Source organism: Vibrio sp. JC009 (genome assembly GCF_029016485.1).
Lineage (GTDB): Bacteria > Pseudomonadota > Gammaproteobacteria > Enterobacterales > Vibrionaceae > Vibrio.
On the sequence record NZ_CP092107.1, the window covers coordinates 146,668 to 164,705 of the forward strand.

The following is an 18,038-nucleotide window of genomic DNA, read 5'->3' on the forward strand; positions in this document are numbered from 1 at the left end:
TAACCACGATTATCAGAGTCTGATGATAAATTTTTACCATCTTTTCAGATGCATAGATGGAGTAAAAATGACTGATGTAATAAAGGGCGCGACTGGATTTGGAACTGATGTTGTTTGGGCCGGGGAAAAAGAACAGAGAGTTCACAGGGCAACTCAGGTTCCGGTTGTGGTAAGCGTCTCATACGCCTACGACGATATGGACGAGTGGTATGATGTGGCAACCGGCAAAGCGCCTGGTCATATCTATGGTCGAAATACCAACCCAACGGTTGCCGCATTTGAAGAAAAGGTTCGTATTCTGGAAGGGGCGGAGGCTGCGACCAGCTGTACAACTGGTATGGCTGCTATCAGCAATACGCTGTATACCTTTTTAAGACCGGGAGACAGAGTGGTCTCCATAAAAGATACTTATGGTGGTACCAACAGAATTTTTTCTGAGTTTCTGCCAAATATAAATGTGGAAGTGACTTTATGTGATACTGGAGACCACCAGGCGATGGAGCGGGAAATCAAGAAAGGCTGCAAAGTGGTCTATCTGGAAACACCGACTAATCCCACTTTAAAAATCACAGATATTGAACGCATAGCAAAAGTGGCAAAACAAGTTGGCGCCATTGTGATTGCAGACAATACTTTTGCTACCCCCGTCAATCAAAACCCGTTGAAACTGGGTGTGGATCTGGTTCTGCACAGTGCGACAAAATTTCTGGGCGGTCATGCCGATGCGTTGGGTGGGGTAGTGTGCGGAAGCAAAGAATTGGTGGAGCAGATCTATCATTACCGTGAAATTAACGGTGCATCGCTTGCTCCCTGGGACGCTTACCTTTTGCTAAGGGGAATGAAAACAATGAAACTCCGCGTTCTTCAGCAAGCGGAAAATGCGATGCAAATTGCCCGTTATCTGGAAAAGCATGAACTGGTTGAAGCGGTTTACTATCCGGGTCTGGAGACTCACGCTCACCATGATATTGCCAAAAAGCAGATGAAAGGCTTTGGCGGTATGTTGAGTTTTGCTCTAAAAGGCGGAATGAAATCAGTTTCAATTTTGTTGCCTCAACTAAAGCTGGCTAACTGCGCGGCAAACCTTGGCTCTGTTGAAACCACCTTTGGCCCTGCAAGGACAACAAGTCATGTTGAGGTTTCGGAAGAGGAGCGAAAAGCGATTGGTATCCCCGATGGTTTAGTTCGGGTATCGGCGGGTATTGAAGATACTGAAGACTTGATTGCGGATCTTGAGCAGGCGTTTGACTATTTGGCAGAGAGGATGAAAAGCAGAAGTTAGTTACTGAAGTGTCGTGTTAATGGGATTAAATAAGCCGGAACCTTGCTGTGGAGGGCGTGCATAGCAGGCCCTTTATCTTTACAACCTTTATCTGTGCTGAAATCTTGCACATATTCTGATGAGTCACAACCAACTCGTACAGACAGTCTGCTGGTATCGTGACTCTTCTTTTCAGAAAACAAACCCAAAAAGTTGCAGTTCTGCAACTTTTTAGAGGGTGAATTTATATGAAAATCAATTAGACAATTTATTGCTATAAATGCCGGGTTACTTACTTCCTTCAATAGTTAGTCCTAAAGCCAATGGAGCGTCTCCACCTTCGTATAAGCTACTGCACCTATGATCATTTGTGATGTCAACCGGGCTATTTGTTACGATGGCATTGAGTGCCAAGCTGACGAGGCTACCATCATTATTCCAAGTGTAACTGGTTACGGCTTTATTTCGTTCAGAGCAACTAACATCTAATTCATCAGAAAACTTAAATTCAGCGGAATTTGGATAAATAGTAATTGATTTTATTTGAGTACTTTCCTGAGCAAAGGCAATACCAGAGAATAATGACAAAAAAAGTAATAACTGCTTCATTAAATATTCTCCAATTTAACCTTCAGTAGGCTTTATAGACATACTATAAATTTGACTGGCAGTATCACTAGAGTCAGAATGATACAAAACGCTACAGTCCCCTTTGGTAAATCCAACCTCTACAGCCTGATCGACCTGCCATTGAGCCAGTCATCAACATCGTGGTCACTAGCCAAAGTAGAAAATGAAAAAATAATAAGAAAAAGTGATATTAATACCCTCATTAAATATAACCCAAATTAATATTTAGTACCAATCAATTAAAAATACGGGGAGTTATACGAGTGAAGTTGCTGCAATGCAAGATTTATTATATCAAGAAAAAACCAAAACTCATTAATAATGCCACCTTATATATTCGCTAGAAATATTCATTATTTCACTTGGAATAAATATTACCTCGTAACAAATAATATGATATAAATTCTCAATGAACTTATTAAAGAAAGTAAAAGGTTATTAGTATGAAAGGTAAAGCCTTTGTGTTTATACTAAATATCATGGCTGCAATCAATGCAACTCAAGCCTCTTCTTCAGAAAAGATATTTAATATTGGATTAGGTGGGGGTAACGCGGGAATTAAGTCTTACAAAGATAAAATCTACAATGATAACTTGGATGAACATTATGCATCTGAAATATCTTTAACATACATAACTGACTCAACACTTTATGCATCCTTGGGGGCTAGTTACCATAAACCAATAGGAACCTTTATGTCTGATAATGTTCTCCAGGTGGAAGATAATGAAGGTGAATTAACTGGTGCTTTTGGGCTGCGCGCAACTATAGGCAAATATTTTGCCCTTGCAGAAAATGCATCTGGCCGTCATCTATTTAACGTCGGGGTTGGTGCATCCTTAATTCGCCTTGATATCAATTCAGTAGATGATTCATATGATTCAGCATTAGCTTTTGAAGTTGGCTACCGCTTTGTATTTAATGATGGAGTTGGAGCTGGTTTCAGTATAACCCAGTTAGAAAATGACTATGATTCATTTACATTTGGCACATTCAACTTTAGCTACAGTTTTTAATAGAAATCCAGTGATCACGCTTAATGCTGACTAGTTAAGACATTTTGGAGTTGAAAATGGCGAACTTATTTATAAGGTATCATTCTAGCCCGTTTCTCACATTAGCCCCTAAAGTCACAGTCAGAGAGTAATTGAGTTAAATTGGAAAGGGGCATAGGCGTGACAGAGCCATTTGTCAGCTCTGATACAGACTAATCCACTTTATCTTTATCCTGAAAACCGCACAGCTAATATGACAAGGCATCTAGTCCTTTATGTGCAACAAGGTTTAGCAATTTTAGAGATGGCCCATTAGGTTTTTTGTCCCCTCTTTCCCACTTCTGCACTGTAGATACACTGATATTAAGATAAGCAGCAAAGACGGCCTGGCTTGCTTTCACTTGTTCCCGGATTGCTTTAATACGTTGAGCATCATAATGCTCAACTTTCGGCAGGCATAAGGCGTCAAACTCGCGCATGGTTTGAACATCCATAACTCCTGATTCAGTGAGTTCTTTTGCCGTCTTATGCATTACGTCTAATATACTGTCATTCATCGCATTTTAGCCTCATTTCAATTACAAACTATACCACTAGGTGATACAGGTTTCACCTTTTGGCTAATCTGCCGGAGGAATTGGCCCGGCAGCTTTTGAGTGCCTCATTACAACTAAGGTTTTCACGCTTTTTACACTGTCATCTTTATGCAGCACCCTTTGGGTAAATTCATCGAATGCTTCCATGTCTTTTGCAATTACCTGCAAAACTACGTCAAAATCACCGGTAACATACCAGGAGTCCAACACTTCCGGAGCTTGGTTAATCCGGTTGATAAACTGATTTACGATCTGGTTTTTGTCTGTCTCGAACTGAACCAGCAGCATCATGCTTAAAGGCCAGCCCATGGTCTTGGGTTTGACGACGGCGACTTCTTTTTCTATAAGCTTGCTGGCACGCAGTTGTCTGACGCGACGGTAGCAGGCAGGTTCGGAAAGACCGACTTTTTCGGCCAGGCTGCTCATTGACTCTTTGGCGTCAACCTGAAGCTGTTCAAGTATCTTAAGATCGATTTTATCCATAGATGCGAGACCGGGAAAAGGACAAGGAGAATAGAGAAAACAGGCAAAGGTGAGCAGGGTGCCACCTTTGCCGCCGGATTATAGAATACTTGAAAGAAACTTCTTCAGGCGTGGATGTTTTGGCTGGTCAAAGAAGTTTTCAGGGCTGTCGTCCACAAGCAGCTCGCCATCTTCCATAAACAGAACACGATCTGCTACTTCTTTGGCAAAGCCCATTTCGTGGGTTACAACCACCATGGTCATGCCTTCCTGAGCCAGAGACTTCATTACATCCAGTACTTCACCTACCATTTCAGGGTCAAGTGCCGATGTCGGTTCATCAAACAGCATGATATCGGGCTTCATTGCCAGTGAGCGGGCAATAGCAACACGCTGCTGCTGACCACCGGATAGCTGGCTAGGGAATACGTCTTTCTTATCACCAAGACCAACCCTTGCCAACAGGCCTTCAGCTTCTTTCTTCACTTCATCTTTGTCACGGTTAGACACTTTAAGCGGTGCCAGCATGACATTGTCTCTCACTGAAAGGTGAGGGAAGAGGTTGAAAGACTGAAATACCATACCTACGTTTTCACGCAAGACGTTGATATCGGTCGTGCGGTGGTACATATTGATACCGTCGATTACGATATCGCCGCTGCTGATCTCTTCCAACTGGTTCAGTGTTCTCAGAAACGTTGATTTGCCTGAGCCAGAAGGGCCGATAATAACCACAACCTCACCGCGTTTAACGGTTGCTGAAACGTTTTTTAGCGCGTGACAGTTGTTTGGATAAATTTTCTCAATATTTGTTGCAACGATCATATCGTTGCCTCTGAATTCTGGTCTAGTCACTGCTTGCTAACCTCTTTTCAATTCTCTGAACACCAAATGACAGGGTTGACGTAAGTACCAGATAAAGACCTGCTACCACGAACCAGACTTCAAAGGAAGCAAAGCTGCCGCTGACCACTTCACGGCCGGCTTTAGTCAGGTCGGTAATTGAGATCACGGAAACCAGAGAGGAGTCCTTGATCAGGTTAATTAGCTGTCCGGCCATCGGCGGAAGCGTACGCTTAAATGCCTGTGGCAGGATGACATAAATCATTGCCTTTGGATAAGTCATACCCAGAGAGCGTGCGGCTTCCATCTGACCCGGCGGGATAGACTGAATACCGGAACGAATAATCTCTGCAACATAGGCTCCGGTAAAAATGGAAAGTGCAGCAATACCCGCAGTATAACGGTCGAGATCAAACACGGTGCCAAGGAAAAAGTAGACGATAAAAATCTGTACCAGTAGCGGAGTACCACGAATCATTTCTACGTAAACAAGCGCCAGGTTTTTTGACATCGGGTTTGCAGAGATTCTCATCAGGGCTGCAACCAGACCGATAAGAATAGCGAAAAACAGGGAAATTACAGAGAGCTTCAGGGTCATGATAAGCCCTTTGATCAGTACGCCCATTTCTCTGTGTTCAGTTGTCGTTAGCAGGTCACCTTCAAACAGCAAGTCACCTTCTGCTACATGGATTTGATCCGCTGCACCAATAAGCTGGGCAGGGTCACCATTATCGAATTCAATGACCAGCTGGCCTTCAGAATTAAGAGCAACCATTCCGTCAGCAACTGCATAAGTTTCCATCGGCGAAGTATCAATGATGTACGGAAGAATTCTTCCCCACTGCCAGGAATAATTGATTTTCTGGGAGGCAGAATAGATACCGAAGCCAATTAGAATCAGGGCTAAACAGAATAGTAGATGCCATATCCACGAATTCGTTTTCTTTTGCATAAACACACCAAAAAGGAAGGTCAGGCAAGTTACCTGACCTAAATTAAAAATTACTGAATTTGTTTTAACCAAGCGTCGCTTTTGAACCACTTGTTATAGATACGATCGTAGGTTCCGTCACCTTTAATCTGGCGCAGGAAGTTGTTCAGGAAGTTAATCATATCAGCATCGCCTTGCTTAACTGCCCAGCCCAGTGGCTCGTATGTGAATGGTTCCAGAACAACTGCAGTTTTGTCTGCGTTTTGTGCAGTGAATAGAGATACATATGGCATATCGTAAACCATGGCGTCTGCTTTACCGTTAATCACTTCCATTGCTGCATCAGTTTCTGTTTCAAATGCATTGTACTGAGCTTTGGCGATCATGCGCTTAGCAACCTGCTCACCGGTAGTACCAAGCTTACTTGTTACTACATATTTAGGGTCATTCAGATCTTTATAGCTTTTGATTTTCCCTTCATGTTTCGGGTTCAGGATCAGCGACTGGCCGATGATAATGTAAGGGTCAGCAAAGTTAACCTTCATATTACGCTGAGCATTGATAGTCATGCCCGCCATGATTAGGTCACACTTGCCAGTCACAAGAGCAGGAATAATACCGTCCCACGCAGTGTTAACAGGTACGTACTTAACGCCCATCTGCTTAGCCATTACTTTGCCAAGGTCAATATCAAAACCGATGTAGTTACCGTTTTTAGCCTTCATCTCAAAAGGCATATAACCTACGTCAAAACATGCTCTTAGTTCGCCGGATTCAGCGATATGGTCAAGCACTTCACCTGCTGAAACATTTGCAGAAAGTAGCGCAGTCGCTCCCACTGCGAATAACTTCTTAGTTAGATTTTTCATTTCCATGCATCCTGTCTGTTATTTTGCAATTGTAGTGAATTAGTATTCGCTCAATGTACATAAATATTCCGAAAAAGACAAACAATTAATGCATATTGAGGACAAATTTGAAAAATAAGTTATAGGCTATTGTTTGTTGAGTGGGGCAAAAAAGGAGATGTTCGTCACAAAAAGTGTGAGGGAGCAGGAGTATTTTGGCTTAGAGTAATTACTGAAAGGGGTCACGGATATGACAAAATCTAAATTAATTCTGAGAGATACACTGGGCTTGTTGTTGCTTATTTCTACTATTGCCCTAGTGCTGGCGGTGATGTTGGATGCATTTGCGCTTCTGGCGTATGTCCGGCATGAGGAGGTGGTTGCAAATACTCTCTTTAGCGAATCCCTTCCTATGTTTGTCTTTATCCTGCCTTTGCTTTTTGTTGCAAGGTATATCAAGCGTTCAGAATGGTATTTTGCTATTACTCAAAACCGTCGCTTTAATATTATTGAATAAAATAAAATTTGAGACCGAAAGAAGCCGGAATTAAATTGAGTTAAACGGTAAACAGCGGTTTACCGTTTAACTTAAGCATTACGCGTTTTGCGGTTCTGCATTCACATGTTGTGCCAGTTCATGACGGCGAATTTCCAGATTACCCAGAATCAATAATGCTGCACCGGCAATCTGATATTCATTCAACGACATATCCAAAACCCACCAGTTAATCAGAGCGGCAAAAACCGGGAATGTCATTTCTGCCAGAGTTGCAACCTGAGCAGGAACCTGCTTCAGGCCCTGGTAGTAAAGCCACATACCAACCAGACCGCTTAGCAATGCCATAAGCACAAGTGAACCAAGGTCGCTGCCTGTAATGGAGCCAATTTGCTCCGGGCTGATTAACGCAAGTGTTGTCAGTACAAGCAGGCCGGTAGTGAAACGTCCGGACATTATGGCGTTGGCAGACATCCCACTGCGCGACAGATATTTTCCGCATACAGTTGCCATGCCCCAGGCAAATACCGCAAGCAGGGTATACCCGTAGCCAAGCAGGATATCTTTGCTTTGATCACTGTAATGCAAATTGCCGGAGCTGAGGTTGGTAATATCCGGCCAGATCATGGTTAAACTGCCGGCAAGAATAACCAGTGCCCAGATAACAAAATGTTTGCGAATTTGCTCTTTCAGCAGCCAGGAAGCACAAAGAATCGCAACCAGTGGCTGCAGTTTTTGCAGCAGAATAACAACCGTAGGGTTTAGGTACTGGAATGCCTGAGTAAACGCAAGCGTACCGATTGCAGAGCCGATACCGCCAATAAACATCAGACTGGCAAAGCCTAAACCCGACAGGTTTTTAAACTCGTTGCGGTGACGTATCAACAGCGGCAGCGTTATCAGGAACAGGGTAACGTGTTCCAGAAGTACGATTTGAAGGGTGGAGTATCCGGCATTTAATAACGGATAACGGATAAGTGTATCTAACGCCCAGGTCAGACACGCGATCATGATAAAGAATGTACCTGCCATCTTAAATTCCTCTTAATAAAGATGCACAGGGGTGATGATTGAAAACGCAAAAGACATGACGGCCTGCATGAATAAACAGCAAACCACTGCCAATTCCAAAAAAGAAATTGGCATAACAGTCGATCTTCTTTCATCCGGACTATAACCGTCGGCTTTGGAGTTTCACCAAATCTGCTGACCTTAGCGGTGAATTAACTCACTAAGCGCTCGCGGGCTTTTTGTTGTACAAACAAATTACCGCCGGTGGGGAATTTCGCCCCGCCCCGAAGTTCGATTTAACAAATTTTGAATCGTTAGAACTTTAAAATTATTTCGGCTTAAATTCAACCAATAAGCGTCATGAATTACAACTTACTGTGTTAAATACTTAATCCAACTTAGGCTTTCATTCGATGGCTTCAGTTTATGTGCATACCTGGCTGTTTTTAGCGCCTGGTCAGTTTTATTTAGTGCATCTAAGGCTCTGACCTTCAGCATCAGGGCAGGGACGTTATCCGGTTCAAGGTTGCTGATGGCCAGCAGGGCACCCTTGTACTCTTTCTGCTGCATTTTTAGTTGTGCCAGTTGAAAGTGATACTCTGGTTTCAGTGCCGCTGCCTTTTCCCACGAACTGACAGAGTTGTCCCACTCTTTTGCCAGTTGCCAGTATATGGCCTGCTGACGAAGAAGCTCAGGGGAGCTATCAAGTTTCTCTAAACGAAAGTACAGCTCTGCTGCTTTAACAGGAATTCCTTTTTGTGCGTATAGCTGTGCCATCAGCTTTATCGGCTGCTCATCTAAGGTAAATCCGGCACGCTCGGCCTGCTGTAGTGTTACCAGAGCATTATCGTGTTTTCCGGTATACATAAGCAGGGTAATTAGCTGTTTCCACCACGCCGGGTTTTCCGGTTCAAGCTCCCTCAACTGCTTTGTGGTATCAATGGCACTTTGCCATTTTTGTTGCAGATACTGCGTCTGAGCCAGCCGAAGCAAAAGCTCAGCCCTCTCTTTTTCCGTCAGTATGTCAGGGTTTGAGAGCAGAGCTGAGAACCTTTGTTCTGCCTGAGCATATTCACCGTTAGAGAGCAGAATGCCCGCCAGCATTTTGCTGACAAATACCTTATCGTATTTGCGCTTTGGATTAACTTCTTTAAGGATGGTTATTGCTTCAGCGTAGTTTTCTTCTAGCTGCAATATGTGCGCTTTTTGCACCAGTCTCTGCGTATAAGCCGACAGTTGGTAGTCATCAGCCCGGCTTAGTGATGAGCTGGCGGCTGAAAGGGCAAACAAAGCAATAATGCGGAGTATTGGTTTATTCATTACTTAATTCTGAACTCCAGCTTTATTTGCTGGCCGGTAACGGTTTGCACAGAGCCATTGACCATAACAGGTTGATACCTCCAACGCTTTAATGCCCGGATGGCAGCACGGTTAAAAATACCGGCTGGCTGCGCTTGCGTTACCTTAATGTTCTCTGGTCTGCCCGTTTTTCCTATATCGAATGTCAGCAATACGTATCCTTCGATGGCTCGCTGCAGTGCCTTTCTTGGGTACACAGGTTCAATCCTGTGCAGTGGCATAAGCTGTTGGCTATTACCGGAGTTGCCTTTAACCGGGTTTATTGCAGGTTTGCCTTTAGTCAATTCGGGCTGTTGCACGGACGGCGAAGGGATCGAGATATCAAGGCCGGATACGGCCGGATCCAGTTCAGGCAGCTTTTCATTATTAGCCGTTACCGCGTCACTCATTAAGTTAAGTTTTACCTGTTCAGGCTTAGGTGCTTTTGGCTGAGGCTCTGGCGGCTCAGGAAGCAGGCGAATTTTTCTCTGACTGGTTTGCTCTTGCTCTGTCGCGAAAATATCAAACTGCAGTGGCAAAGGCTCAGGGCTTAATTCTCTGGTATTCAGCTCGACCATCCATGCCATAACTCCGACCAGGCTGAAAGAAACAAAGAGAGCAGCAGGAAATGCAATCAGAAAACGAAGCATTAGTTTTGCTCCGCTGCCAGTGCAATCCGGTTAATTCCGGCACTTTTGGCGGCGTCCATAACAGAGATAAGGGTGCCGTTAAATGCGTATTTATCCGCCTGAATAACCAGTGCTGAGTTAGGTTGTTCTGATACGATATGCTCTAAAGCCGCCTGAACCCTTTCCATATCAACAACTCGTTTGTCGATATAAATTTCGTTGTTAGCTGTGATTGCAACAAATACGCTGGCTTGCTTCTGGCTGGTGGCGTTGGTAAATGCGGCGGTATTTTTCGGCATCGCTGATATCAGCCTGAGTCATCAGGGCATTGAGTTTATCTAAGCGGGCCAGACGGGTGTCTTTGTGGATCGGCATATCCGCTGATACATGTCCGGACAGCCCTTCGAGCATCTGGTACATCAGCGGCACGATACTCTGTCTTGTCTGCGCAATTTCTGTCAGCTGAGCGTCCAGGCTATGCTGCTCCTGGTTCTGGCTCACAATAAGGCCTTCCAGATGCTGCTGATAGACTGTAAGGTTCTCTATCTCTTTTTGCAGGGCATCGATTTCCGCCTACAGTTCAAAGGCGTTATCAGAGCTGGTATCGACTCTTTTCTGGCTCTCTCTGGCCTCTGCGACAATTTGCTGCTCCAGCAGTTCAGATTTCTCAAGATCTGATGCCAGCAGGTTGCCGGAGGCCAGACCCAGGATAGCGCCAATCAGGCCGCTTACTGTTTTTACGTTCAGGTTGTTACTCATTAATTGCTTGTCCGTTTTCTCACCGGCTTTGTGCTTTTTTGGCAAAACAGGCGGTGTTATGAACTGCATGGTAATGGTTATCATTAATGCTATCAAGATCTTACCTTTGTTAGTCCCGTGATCCGGAGAAAACTGTTCTATATTTAATGTGAAAGCGAATATTCCAACAGTGACGTTAGGAACAGAAACTGTTTCTGTTTTCAGGAAAAGCATGGACCCGCAATTACTCTCGATTCACTACAGCGATCCTCTGTGGATCGCCATAGCGCTTATCTGTGGTTTATTAATAAAAATCATAGGACTGCCTCCGCTTGTGGGTTTTCTTATTGCCGGTTTTATCCTTAATGCGCTTGGCGCTGAAGGCGGTGGCTTTCTGAGCATAATGGCAGACTTAGGGATCACGCTGCTTTTGTTTACCATTGGCCTGAAACTCAAGTTTAAGTCTTTTACCCGATCAGAGGTCTGGGGCGTTGCTTCGCTTCATATGCTGTTTATTACAGCGATACTGGCTATGCTGGTGTTACTGCTTTCCTATTCATCCGTTCCGTTACTGGCGGGCATCAAGGTTGAGACGGCTCTGATCATAGGATTCGCCCTGTCTTTTTCCAGTACGGTCTTTGCGGTTAAGGTGCTGGACGAAAGTGGTTCAACCAACAGTTTGCACGGGCAGACTGCGATTGGCGTTCTGGTGGTTCAGGATATTGCCGCTGTGATTTTTATCGCTATGTCCATGGGGAAGATTCCTTCTATCTGGGTTTTGGCACTGGTGGGGCTTATTCCGGTAAAGTATCTGGCATCCCGCGTGCTGGATAAGGTCGGGCATGGTGAACTTCTGGTGCTTTTTGGTATCACTATGGCGCTTGTTGGTGCCGATCTGTTTGAGCTGATTGGAATTAAAGAAGATGCCGGTGCATTGGTGTTTGGTATGTTGCTCGCCAGTCACCCTAAATCTGACGAGTTGGCAAAAGAGTTACTGAGGTTTAAAGATCTCTTTCTGGTTGGTTTTTTCCTTAGCGTCGGCCTGACGGCCATGCCTGGTGCAAGTGATGCACTGCTTGCTTTGCTGTTTATTCTGTTCCTGCCGTTTAAAATTGCGCTCTATTTTGGTCTGTTCAGTCTGTTTAATTTAAGAAGCAGCTCTGCCTGGCGGACCTCTCTTGACCTTGCCAACTACAGTGAGTTCGGGCTAATCATTATTGCAATTTCAGTATCGTCTGGCTGGATAAGCAGTGACTGGTTGCCGGTTCTGGCGCTGGCATTATCGTTCTCATTTGCTGTCTCTGCCCAAGCGATAAAAGAGCGGGATGAGTTGTATGAACGATGGCGTTCAAAGCTCAAGCGGTTTGAAAGAAGACACAGGTTACCCGGCGAAGAAGATCTGGAGCTGGCGCATATCAAAGCTGTGGTTTTTGGAATGGGACGCATGGGCGTTGCAGCCTACAATGCGCTGGAGGCTAACTATCCTGACAATATTGCAGGGGTAGAGATAGACAGAGAAAGGGCGGCAACACTGGCGGAAACCGGGCGAAATATGGTGGCCGGGGATGTGACTAATCCGGATTTTTGGATCCGGGCACCTGAGTTACATCATGGTCTGGAATGGGTATTGCTGACTCTGCCAAACCATCAGGCAAACGTAAATTCAGTTTTGCGACTGAGAGAAATGGGATATCAGGGACGCATTGCCGCCACAGCAAAATATCATGACGAAGAAGATGAACTAAAAGCCCTTGGCGTGGACCACACGTTTAATATCTACAACGTGGCGGGCTTAGGATTTGCCAGTGAGTTGCAGGGAGCACTGGCAAAGAAAATGTAGCTATTCATCACTCCAGACATCTCTTATTTCAGGCCAGCCCCATACATTAATATCAACACTCTTCAGCACTCCCTCAAAGCGTAATGTCTGCCTGTGGTGAAACATAGGGATCAGACAGTGCGATGAAATCAGCGCCGATGTTATAGATTCCAATTCCTGCATGTAGGAGGAGACAGGCAGGCGGTTTCTGACGGTAAAGAGTTTTTCTTCCAGCCACTTTCTGTTCTGCTGGGTTAAACTCTGATGCAGCACCGGATTCGACAGCATCCAGCAAAAGGCGGAAACGGGCCGGTTATCATCTAAGTTCATACTGGTGAGAATAATATCTTCATCAAGTGACTGATTACTGGATTTTGCATAGAAGTCATCAAAGGGATAGATATTTGTTGTACAGGTTACTCCGGCCCGGCTTAGTAGTTCGGTCACCGCTTCTGCACATTTTTTCAGAGCATGGTGTTCAAATATGGCGATGGTAAAGCTTTCCGGCAGCGGATGAACAGAGCTCCCGGTTGGCAGTATCTTCATCCATCCGGGCAGCAGGTTGTACGCCGGTTCAGCCTCCACTTTTTTGCCTGAATCGCCAAGCTCTTGCAACAGGTTATCGGTGGCAATTAGCTCACTTAAATACTTTCGCTGTGGCAGAGAAAGGTTAGCCTGGCTGTTGACAATCGCGAGCAGGCAGCCGTCTTCAACTCTGCTTTTCAGGTCACTTTCTGAGGTTGGGTCTGTCACACTACCACACTCGACAGAAAGGTAGTTCGAGCACGGAGAACCGGATGGTTTGGCTATTCCTGCCTGTAAGTGTGTATCACCAAATGTGGTGCTGGTCTGCGTTGGTAACTGCCAGATAGTTACGGTATCGGTTAATGCATTGAATCCGTGATAGCCGTTAAATGCCTGCAGGGTGAGCTTTTGCTTGCTGTGCTCCTGTACCTGAAATATTCCGCTGCCGGTTACAGAGCTTGTTCCCGATAGCTGGGTAACCGGCTGAATAGAATATTTTAAATCTGACAGAAGCGCCGCAAATCCGGCATCAGCCTGACTCAGGGTAAACTCAACGCACTGCGGATTAATTGCAGCAATGCTCTTTATATGGGCCAACTCTTTTCGGTATATAGGCAAGTATCGCAGCTGTTCAAACAAACTCACGATCTCAGCAGAGGTGATATCACTGCCATTATGAAACTGAAGGCGGGGGCGAAGGAAGAACCGCCAGCTGAGTTTATTCTCATCATATATCCAGTGATGGGCCAGCTCTGGTTGAACATCACAGCTTTCATCGCACCGGGTGAGGCAGCTGTATATCTGGCGCAGCAGAAAGCGTTCACTGTTCCTTAATGGGGTATGAGGTAAAAGGGGAGAGAACTCACGGTCATAGGTGAGCTGAACGTGCAGTTGTCCCTGCCGTCTCTGAGTTCCGGAAGTGCTCTCAAGCAGTTGAGCAAACAGGGCCTGATCATTATCCACCGCCTCAAGGGCTTTTTCATATTTGCCTTTAGATATCAGCTGCTGCGCCAGCTCAGTTTTGAGCCTTTCTAAGCTGTAAATCAGGTAAAGGCGAGAGCGCTGATTGCGGCCTACCTTAGGTGTCCACTCAATCCAGCCGGATTGCTGCATCTGTTTTAGCAATGTCCGGCAGTGCCGCGGACTGGTATATAAAGCTTCCGCAACCTCAGAAAGGGTAATAGGAATCTCTTTGTTAACACCCAGCCGGGTCAGACGGGAAAAATGTAAAATCAGCCTATTGTCGCTCAAAACAGGTCCCCTCGTTACTCATTTACTTCCTCATTTCGCCCTACTTGTTGCCAAATAACGCTTTATTCCCTGAGCTTATGCCAATATAAGGAACTAAACAATCCAATTTACTCTGTTTTTTACATCCGATTTTAGGCCCATAATTCAGTTAACGAATGGAGGGGCGAATATGACTACCGCAATTAAACGCTTTTTTCAAAGATTAAATTCAGATGCACTTGCTCAGTATTATCAATCCAGGCTGGAACAGGCCAGAAGTACAGTTGAGCTGGAAGCGATTATCTACACTCAGTCATTAATCTCGCTGTATGACTGGGAAGAAACAGACAGTAACGAGGAGCAGAAATGAAAATCGAGCACATAGCAATCTGGTGTGAGAACCTTGAGCGAATGAAGCTTTTCTATCAGAAGTATTTTAATGCCAGCAGCAACAGTAAATACGTGAACGAAACCAGGGGCTTTTCTTCCTATTTTTTAACGCTTCCCGAAGGTGCCCGGATTGAACTGATGAAAATGGATTCCATTGATGTGCTTCCTGTGGAGGCGTACAAACAGTTTACCGGCCTGGCGCATATCGCCTTTAAAGCAGATTCTGCCGAGAAGGTTGATAATATGACTCAGGCGTTTATTGCTGATGGATTCGAGATACTAAACGGCCCGCGCTGGACCGGAGACGGCTACTACGAAAGCGTTCTGCTGGACCCGGAAGGCAACCACCTGGAAATAGTAGCTTGAGTTAGTATATCTGAATTATTATGCGCAAGACCCTCGTTCCCATGCTCCAGCGTGGGAATGCATACCTCAGCTTAAGGTGATCGCATAATGTGCTGAAAAATAGCGGATTTTAGTTGTTCGTAAATGATGGGACGACTGGTTGCTTTAAGTCCGGTATGCATTCCAACGGGGGACCGTGGGAACGAGGGTGTTGCATGATTATGCGTTTCTTGTGTACTGTTTTAACATCTAGCTGCGCTCAAATCTCAGCTCTTTATAGTAATACTCTCTATCTCTTTCGTTAATCTCTCTGAGAACTCTGCAAGGGTTTCCGACAGCAACTACGTTGGCAGGAATATCTTTTGTCACTATGCTTCCTGCGCCAATAACGCTGTTTTCACCAATGGTAATGCCGGGGAGCACCACTGAGTTAGCGCCAATCCAGACATTTTTCTCAATTCTTATGGGTACATTAAACTGAGCAACTTTAATCCGCATTTCCGGGTCAATTGGATGCCCTGCGGTTGCCAGGGTGACATTGGGGCCAATCATCACATAATCTCCGATATGGATGTGAGTATCATCCACAAGCGTCAGATTAAAGTTTGCATAAACGTTTTTACCCAGATGAGTATGCTTACCCCAGTTTGCTCTTAGTGGCGGTTCAATATAACTGTCTTCGCCTATTTCAGCGAAGATCTGCTCCAGCAAAGCTTGCCTTTTGACCCCTTCAGAGGGGCGTGTCTGGTTAAAGTCATAGATCAGGTCTAAATACTGATCCTGCTCTTTTTGAATCTCATCATCATGAAAGTAAATCTGCTGGTTGTGCAGGTTATCCCTGTTGCTCACTGTTTAGTACTCCCGGAAATATCGCATTGCATCAGATAATACCAATCCCAGCAATTATCTGTTCATCCTTGCTTGTTAAAATCGCTAATAGCTGCGTTAAAATTTTTGTAATTAGAGCCACTAGTTACTGCAAATTTTGCCTTGCTCTTAGCGATTTTTCCTGCGCAATCACTGAACAGCTAATTACTGGGATTGGTATAATACTGCTTTTTTACTCGCTGAAATGATTACTTAATCCCGTTTTAAACCAGAAATAGGTAGGTATTAAGCGCAATTGATAGTGATAAAGATCACAATACCTGTTAGAATCGCGCCAAATTTTGAGGCTGGTCTCTGACCGGTCTTTTTTATGTCCGAAAGTTATGAATTAGGTGCTCCTGTGTTAACAACTGCAAACATCACCATGCAATTTGGCGATAAACCGCTTTTTGAAAATATCTCAGTAAAATTTGGTAACGGCAATCGCTACGGTCTTATCGGCGCGAACGGCTCTGGTAAGTCAACTTTTATGAAGATCCTTGGTGGTGAGCTTGAGCCTTCTGCCGGTACTGTTTCTCGCGATCCCAATGAGCGCATGGCGAAGCTGGGTCAGGACCAGTTTGCGTTTGAGGAGTATACCGTTGTCGATACCGTGATTATGGGACACAAAGAGCTTTGGGCGATTAAAGAAGAGCGTGACCGTATTTACTCATTGCCGGAGATGTCCGATGAAGACGGAATGCGTGTGGGCGATCTGGAAACCCAGTTTGCCGAAATGGACGGGTATTCAGCAGAAGCGCGTGCAGAAGAGCTTTTGCTTGGCCTTGGCATCCCGCAGGAGCAGCACTACGGACTGATGAGCGAAGTGGCTCCGGGTCTTAAGGTACGTGTTCTTCTTGCGCAGGTTCTGTTCGCAGAGCCGGAAATTATGCTTCTTGACGAACCGACCAACAACCTGGATATGCACACCATCGCCTGGCTGGAAGATACCCTGCTGGCCCGTAACTGCACCATGATCATTATTTCGCACGACCGTCACTTTCTAAATACCGTATGTACCCATATGGCCGACCTGGATTACGGTGAGCTGCGTATGTTTCACGGTAACTACGATGAGTACATGATTGCAGCGGAGCAGGCTCGCGAGCGTCTTCACGCTGACAACGCGAAGAAAAAGGCGCAGATAGCCGAACTGCAAACCTTTGTTAGCCGATTCTCTGCAAACGCTTCTAAAGCTAAGCAGGCAACTTCCCGCCAGAAGCAACTGGATAAAATCCAGTTGGAAGAGGTAAAACCATCCAGCCGTCAGTCACCTTTTATCCGTTTTGAGCAGGAGAAGGTTCTGTTCCGTAACGCTCTGGAAGTCGAATCTCTGAAGCAGGGTTACGGCGAGAATATCCTGATTAACGGTGTCGAGCTGATGGTTGAAGTGGGTGAGCGCATCGCGATTATCGGTGAAAACGGTATCGGTAAATCGACGTTTTTGAATACCCTTGCCGGGGCGATGGAGCCGATGGACGGTATGGTGAAATGGTCAGAGAACGCGAATATCGGTTTCTATGCTCAGGACCATGCCCACGATTTTGCTGATGATATGACGCTGCTTGAGTGGATGGCACAGTGGAAAAACGAAGGCGAAGATGAGCAGACGGTTCGCGGTATTTTGGGTCGTATGCTGTTTTCTCAAAACGACATCAAGAAGTCAGTAAAAGTGATTTCAGGTGGTGAGCAGGGTCGTATGCTGTTTGGCAAGCTGATCATGCAAAAGCCAAACATCCTGCTGATGGACGAGCCAACCAACCATATGGATATGGAATCTATCGAGTCACTTAACCTGGCACTGGAAAACTACAAAGGGACGCTGTTCTTTGTTTCCCACGACCGTCAGTTCGTTTCCTCTATCGCAACCCGCATTATCGAGATCACCAAAGAGGGGATCAGCGATTTCCACGGTACCTATGAAGAGTATCTGGCGAAGCAGGGCCTTAGAGGCTAACTTCTTTTGATTTGATTAAAAAAACCTCTGGCATGAGATACGGCCGGAGGTTTTTTTTAGGCATCATTCCCTAAATTCAATGTGATGCAGATCACATATATGTCACTTTTAGTTGAAATATAATAGT

General features: G+C 45.2%; 20 protein-coding genes, 1 pseudogene and 1 riboswitch. Of the genes and pseudogenes, 7 read left to right on the forward strand and 14 right to left on the reverse strand.

Going from position 1 to position 18,038, the window contains the following annotated elements:
• Positions 1–67 precede the first annotated feature (67 nt).
• Complete coding sequence (locus L3Q72_RS15565) at positions 68–1,282, forward strand: cystathionine gamma-synthase family protein (protein WP_275133081.1); 1,215 nt, start codon at positions 68–70, stop codon at positions 1,280–1,282.
• 267 nt (positions 1,283–1,549) lie between these two features.
• Here the strand turns inward: L3Q72_RS15565 and L3Q72_RS15570 are convergent, their stop codons facing one another.
• Positions 1,550–1,870 (reverse strand): hypothetical protein, encoded by a 321-nt coding sequence (locus L3Q72_RS15570; protein ID WP_275133082.1) that lies wholly within the window; start codon positions 1,868–1,870, stop codon positions 1,550–1,552.
• A gap of 464 nt (positions 1,871–2,334) precedes the next feature.
• Between L3Q72_RS15570 and L3Q72_RS15575 the strand changes: the two genes are divergently transcribed.
• Positions 2,335–2,907: a hypothetical protein gene (locus L3Q72_RS15575; protein WP_275133083.1), complete on the forward strand. Its 573-nt coding sequence runs from the start codon at positions 2,335–2,337 to the stop codon at positions 2,905–2,907.
• Positions 2,908–3,134: 227 nt separating this feature from the next.
• Here the strand turns inward: L3Q72_RS15575 and L3Q72_RS15580 are convergent, their stop codons facing one another.
• From L3Q72_RS15580 to L3Q72_RS15600, 5 genes are all read right to left on the reverse strand, one after another.
• Positions 3,135–3,443 (reverse strand): DNA-binding transcriptional regulator, encoded by a 309-nt coding sequence (locus tag L3Q72_RS15580; protein ID WP_275133084.1) that lies wholly within the window; start codon positions 3,441–3,443, stop codon positions 3,135–3,137.
• 63 nt (positions 3,444–3,506) lie between these two features.
• Positions 3,507–3,965 carry an Lrp/AsnC family transcriptional regulator gene (locus L3Q72_RS15585; RefSeq protein ID WP_275133085.1) on the reverse strand — a complete coding sequence of 153 codons (459 nt, stop codon included), beginning with the start codon at positions 3,963–3,965 and terminating at the stop codon, positions 3,507–3,509.
• Between the two features lie 78 nt (positions 3,966–4,043).
• Positions 4,044–4,769, reverse strand: coding sequence for an amino acid ABC transporter ATP-binding protein (locus L3Q72_RS15590; RefSeq protein WP_275133783.1), 726 nt, complete (start codon positions 4,767–4,769; stop codon positions 4,044–4,046).
• Positions 4,770–4,791: 22 nt separating this feature from the next.
• Complete coding sequence (locus L3Q72_RS15595; protein ID WP_275133086.1) at positions 4,792–5,739, reverse strand: amino acid ABC transporter permease; 948 nt, start codon at positions 5,737–5,739, stop codon at positions 4,792–4,794.
• 50 nt (positions 5,740–5,789) lie between these two features.
• A complete protein-coding gene (locus tag L3Q72_RS15600; RefSeq protein WP_275133087.1) occupies positions 5,790–6,587 on the reverse strand; it encodes a transporter substrate-binding domain-containing protein in 798 nt (265 codons plus the stop codon).
• A gap of 229 nt (positions 6,588–6,816) precedes the next feature.
• Here L3Q72_RS15600 and L3Q72_RS15605 point away from each other — a divergent pair, with 229 nt between their 5' ends.
• A complete protein-coding gene (locus L3Q72_RS15605) occupies positions 6,817–7,083 on the forward strand; it encodes a D-fructose-6-phosphate amidotransferase (protein ID WP_275133088.1) in 267 nt (88 codons plus the stop codon).
• A 78-nt stretch (positions 7,084–7,161) separates the two neighbouring features.
• On the opposite strand, the gene L3Q72_RS15610 is transcribed toward L3Q72_RS15605, so the two are convergent.
• The 6 genes and pseudogenes from L3Q72_RS15610 to L3Q72_RS15635 all read right to left on the reverse strand — a co-directional run bounded on the left by L3Q72_RS15610 (position 7,162) and on the right by L3Q72_RS15635 (position 10,895).
• Positions 7,162–8,094 (reverse strand): DMT family transporter, encoded by a 933-nt coding sequence (locus L3Q72_RS15610; protein WP_275133089.1) that lies wholly within the window; start codon positions 8,092–8,094, stop codon positions 7,162–7,164.
• A gap of 118 nt (positions 8,095–8,212) precedes the next feature.
• Positions 8,213–8,369, reverse strand: a riboswitch (FMN riboswitch).
• A 76-nt stretch (positions 8,370–8,445) separates the two neighbouring features.
• Positions 8,446–9,393 (reverse strand): tetratricopeptide repeat protein, encoded by a 948-nt coding sequence (locus tag L3Q72_RS15615; protein ID WP_275133090.1) that lies wholly within the window; start codon positions 9,391–9,393, stop codon positions 8,446–8,448.
• Positions 9,393–10,061 (reverse strand): energy transducer TonB, encoded by a 669-nt coding sequence (locus tag L3Q72_RS15620; RefSeq protein ID WP_275133091.1) that lies wholly within the window; start codon positions 10,059–10,061, stop codon positions 9,393–9,395. The genes L3Q72_RS15615 and L3Q72_RS15620 overlap by 1 nt, the downstream gene beginning before the upstream one ends.
• Positions 10,061–10,303, reverse strand: a pseudogene (locus tag L3Q72_RS15625) (biopolymer transporter ExbD); the annotation flags it as partial. The gene L3Q72_RS15620 and the pseudogene L3Q72_RS15625, both read right to left, overlap by 1 nt.
• Positions 10,263–10,607: a DUF3450 family protein gene (locus tag L3Q72_RS15630; protein ID WP_342752179.1), complete on the reverse strand. Its 345-nt coding sequence runs from the start codon at positions 10,605–10,607 to the stop codon at positions 10,263–10,265. The pseudogene L3Q72_RS15625 and the gene L3Q72_RS15630, both read right to left, overlap by 41 nt.
• A gap of 6 nt (positions 10,608–10,613) precedes the next feature.
• The gene (locus L3Q72_RS15635; RefSeq protein ID WP_275133092.1) at positions 10,614–10,895 is read right to left on the reverse strand and encodes a hypothetical protein; all 282 of its coding nucleotides are present in this window, start codon (positions 10,893–10,895) and stop codon (positions 10,614–10,616) included.
• Positions 10,896–11,010: 115 nt separating this feature from the next.
• Here L3Q72_RS15635 and L3Q72_RS15640 point away from each other — a divergent pair, with 115 nt between their 5' ends.
• Positions 11,011–12,618, forward strand: coding sequence for a cation:proton antiporter family protein (locus L3Q72_RS15640; RefSeq protein WP_275133093.1), 1,608 nt, complete (start codon positions 11,011–11,013; stop codon positions 12,616–12,618).
• Here the strand turns inward: L3Q72_RS15640 and L3Q72_RS15645 are convergent, their stop codons facing one another.
• The gene (locus L3Q72_RS15645) at positions 12,619–14,373 is read right to left on the reverse strand and encodes an SgrR family transcriptional regulator (protein WP_275133094.1); all 1,755 of its coding nucleotides are present in this window, start codon (positions 14,371–14,373) and stop codon (positions 12,619–12,621) included.
• A 169-nt stretch (positions 14,374–14,542) separates the two neighbouring features.
• On the opposite strand from L3Q72_RS15645, the gene L3Q72_RS15650 reads away from it, so the two are divergent.
• Together L3Q72_RS15650 and L3Q72_RS15655 are read left to right on the forward strand one after the other, a co-directional pair.
• The gene (locus L3Q72_RS15650) at positions 14,543–14,722 is read left to right on the forward strand and encodes a hypothetical protein (RefSeq protein ID WP_275133095.1); all 180 of its coding nucleotides are present in this window, start codon (positions 14,543–14,545) and stop codon (positions 14,720–14,722) included.
• Positions 14,719–15,108: a VOC family protein gene (locus L3Q72_RS15655; protein WP_275133096.1), complete on the forward strand. Its 390-nt coding sequence runs from the start codon at positions 14,719–14,721 to the stop codon at positions 15,106–15,108. Before L3Q72_RS15650 ends, L3Q72_RS15655 begins: the two co-directional genes overlap by 4 nt.
• Before the next feature lie 228 nt (positions 15,109–15,336).
• On the opposite strand, the gene L3Q72_RS15660 is transcribed toward L3Q72_RS15655, so the two are convergent.
• Entirely contained in the window at positions 15,337–15,936 is a 600-nt protein-coding gene (locus tag L3Q72_RS15660; RefSeq protein ID WP_275133097.1) for a sugar O-acetyltransferase, read from the reverse strand.
• A 379-nt stretch (positions 15,937–16,315) separates the two neighbouring features.
• Between L3Q72_RS15660 and L3Q72_RS15665 the strand changes: the two genes are divergently transcribed.
• Positions 16,316–17,911 carry an ABC-F family ATPase gene (locus tag L3Q72_RS15665; RefSeq protein ID WP_275133744.1) on the forward strand — a complete coding sequence of 532 codons (1,596 nt, stop codon included), beginning with the start codon at positions 16,316–16,318 and terminating at the stop codon, positions 17,909–17,911.
• Positions 17,912–18,038 lie beyond the last annotated feature (127 nt).

Bases quoted from the DNA above. Each gene is read 5' to 3' on its own strand.
- L3Q72_RS15565 (WP_275133081.1), top strand. From the start codon at position 68: ATGACTGATGTAATAAAGGGCGCGACTGGATTTGGAACTGATGTTGTT.
- L3Q72_RS15570 (WP_275133082.1), bottom strand. From the start codon at position 1,870: ATGAAGCAGTTATTACTTTTTTTGTCATTATTCTCTGGTATTGCCTTT.
- L3Q72_RS15575 (WP_275133083.1), top strand. From the start codon at position 2,335: ATGAAAGGTAAAGCCTTTGTGTTTATACTAAATATCATGGCTGCAATC.
- L3Q72_RS15580 (WP_275133084.1), bottom strand. From the start codon at position 3,443: ATGAATGACAGTATATTAGACGTAATGCATAAGACGGCAAAAGAACTC.
- L3Q72_RS15585 (WP_275133085.1), bottom strand. From the start codon at position 3,965: ATGGATAAAATCGATCTTAAGATACTTGAACAGCTTCAGGTTGACGCC.
- L3Q72_RS15590 (WP_275133783.1), bottom strand. From the start codon at position 4,769: ATGATCGTTGCAACAAATATTGAGAAAATTTATCCAAACAACTGTCAC.
- L3Q72_RS15595 (WP_275133086.1), bottom strand. From the start codon at position 5,739: ATGCAAAAGAAAACGAATTCGTGGATATGGCATCTACTATTCTGTTTA.
- L3Q72_RS15600 (WP_275133087.1), bottom strand. From the start codon at position 6,587: ATGAAAAATCTAACTAAGAAGTTATTCGCAGTGGGAGCGACTGCGCTA.
- L3Q72_RS15605 (WP_275133088.1), top strand. From the start codon at position 6,817: ATGACAAAATCTAAATTAATTCTGAGAGATACACTGGGCTTGTTGTTG.
- L3Q72_RS15610 (WP_275133089.1), bottom strand. From the start codon at position 8,094: ATGGCAGGTACATTCTTTATCATGATCGCGTGTCTGACCTGGGCGTTA.
- L3Q72_RS15615 (WP_275133090.1), bottom strand. From the start codon at position 9,393: ATGAATAAACCAATACTCCGCATTATTGCTTTGTTTGCCCTTTCAGCC.
- L3Q72_RS15620 (WP_275133091.1), bottom strand. From the start codon at position 10,061: ATGCTTCGTTTTCTGATTGCATTTCCTGCTGCTCTCTTTGTTTCTTTC.
- L3Q72_RS15640 (WP_275133093.1), top strand. From the start codon at position 11,011: ATGGACCCGCAATTACTCTCGATTCACTACAGCGATCCTCTGTGGATC.
- L3Q72_RS15650 (WP_275133095.1), top strand. From the start codon at position 14,543: ATGACTACCGCAATTAAACGCTTTTTTCAAAGATTAAATTCAGATGCA.
- L3Q72_RS15655 (WP_275133096.1), top strand. From the start codon at position 14,719: ATGAAAATCGAGCACATAGCAATCTGGTGTGAGAACCTTGAGCGAATG.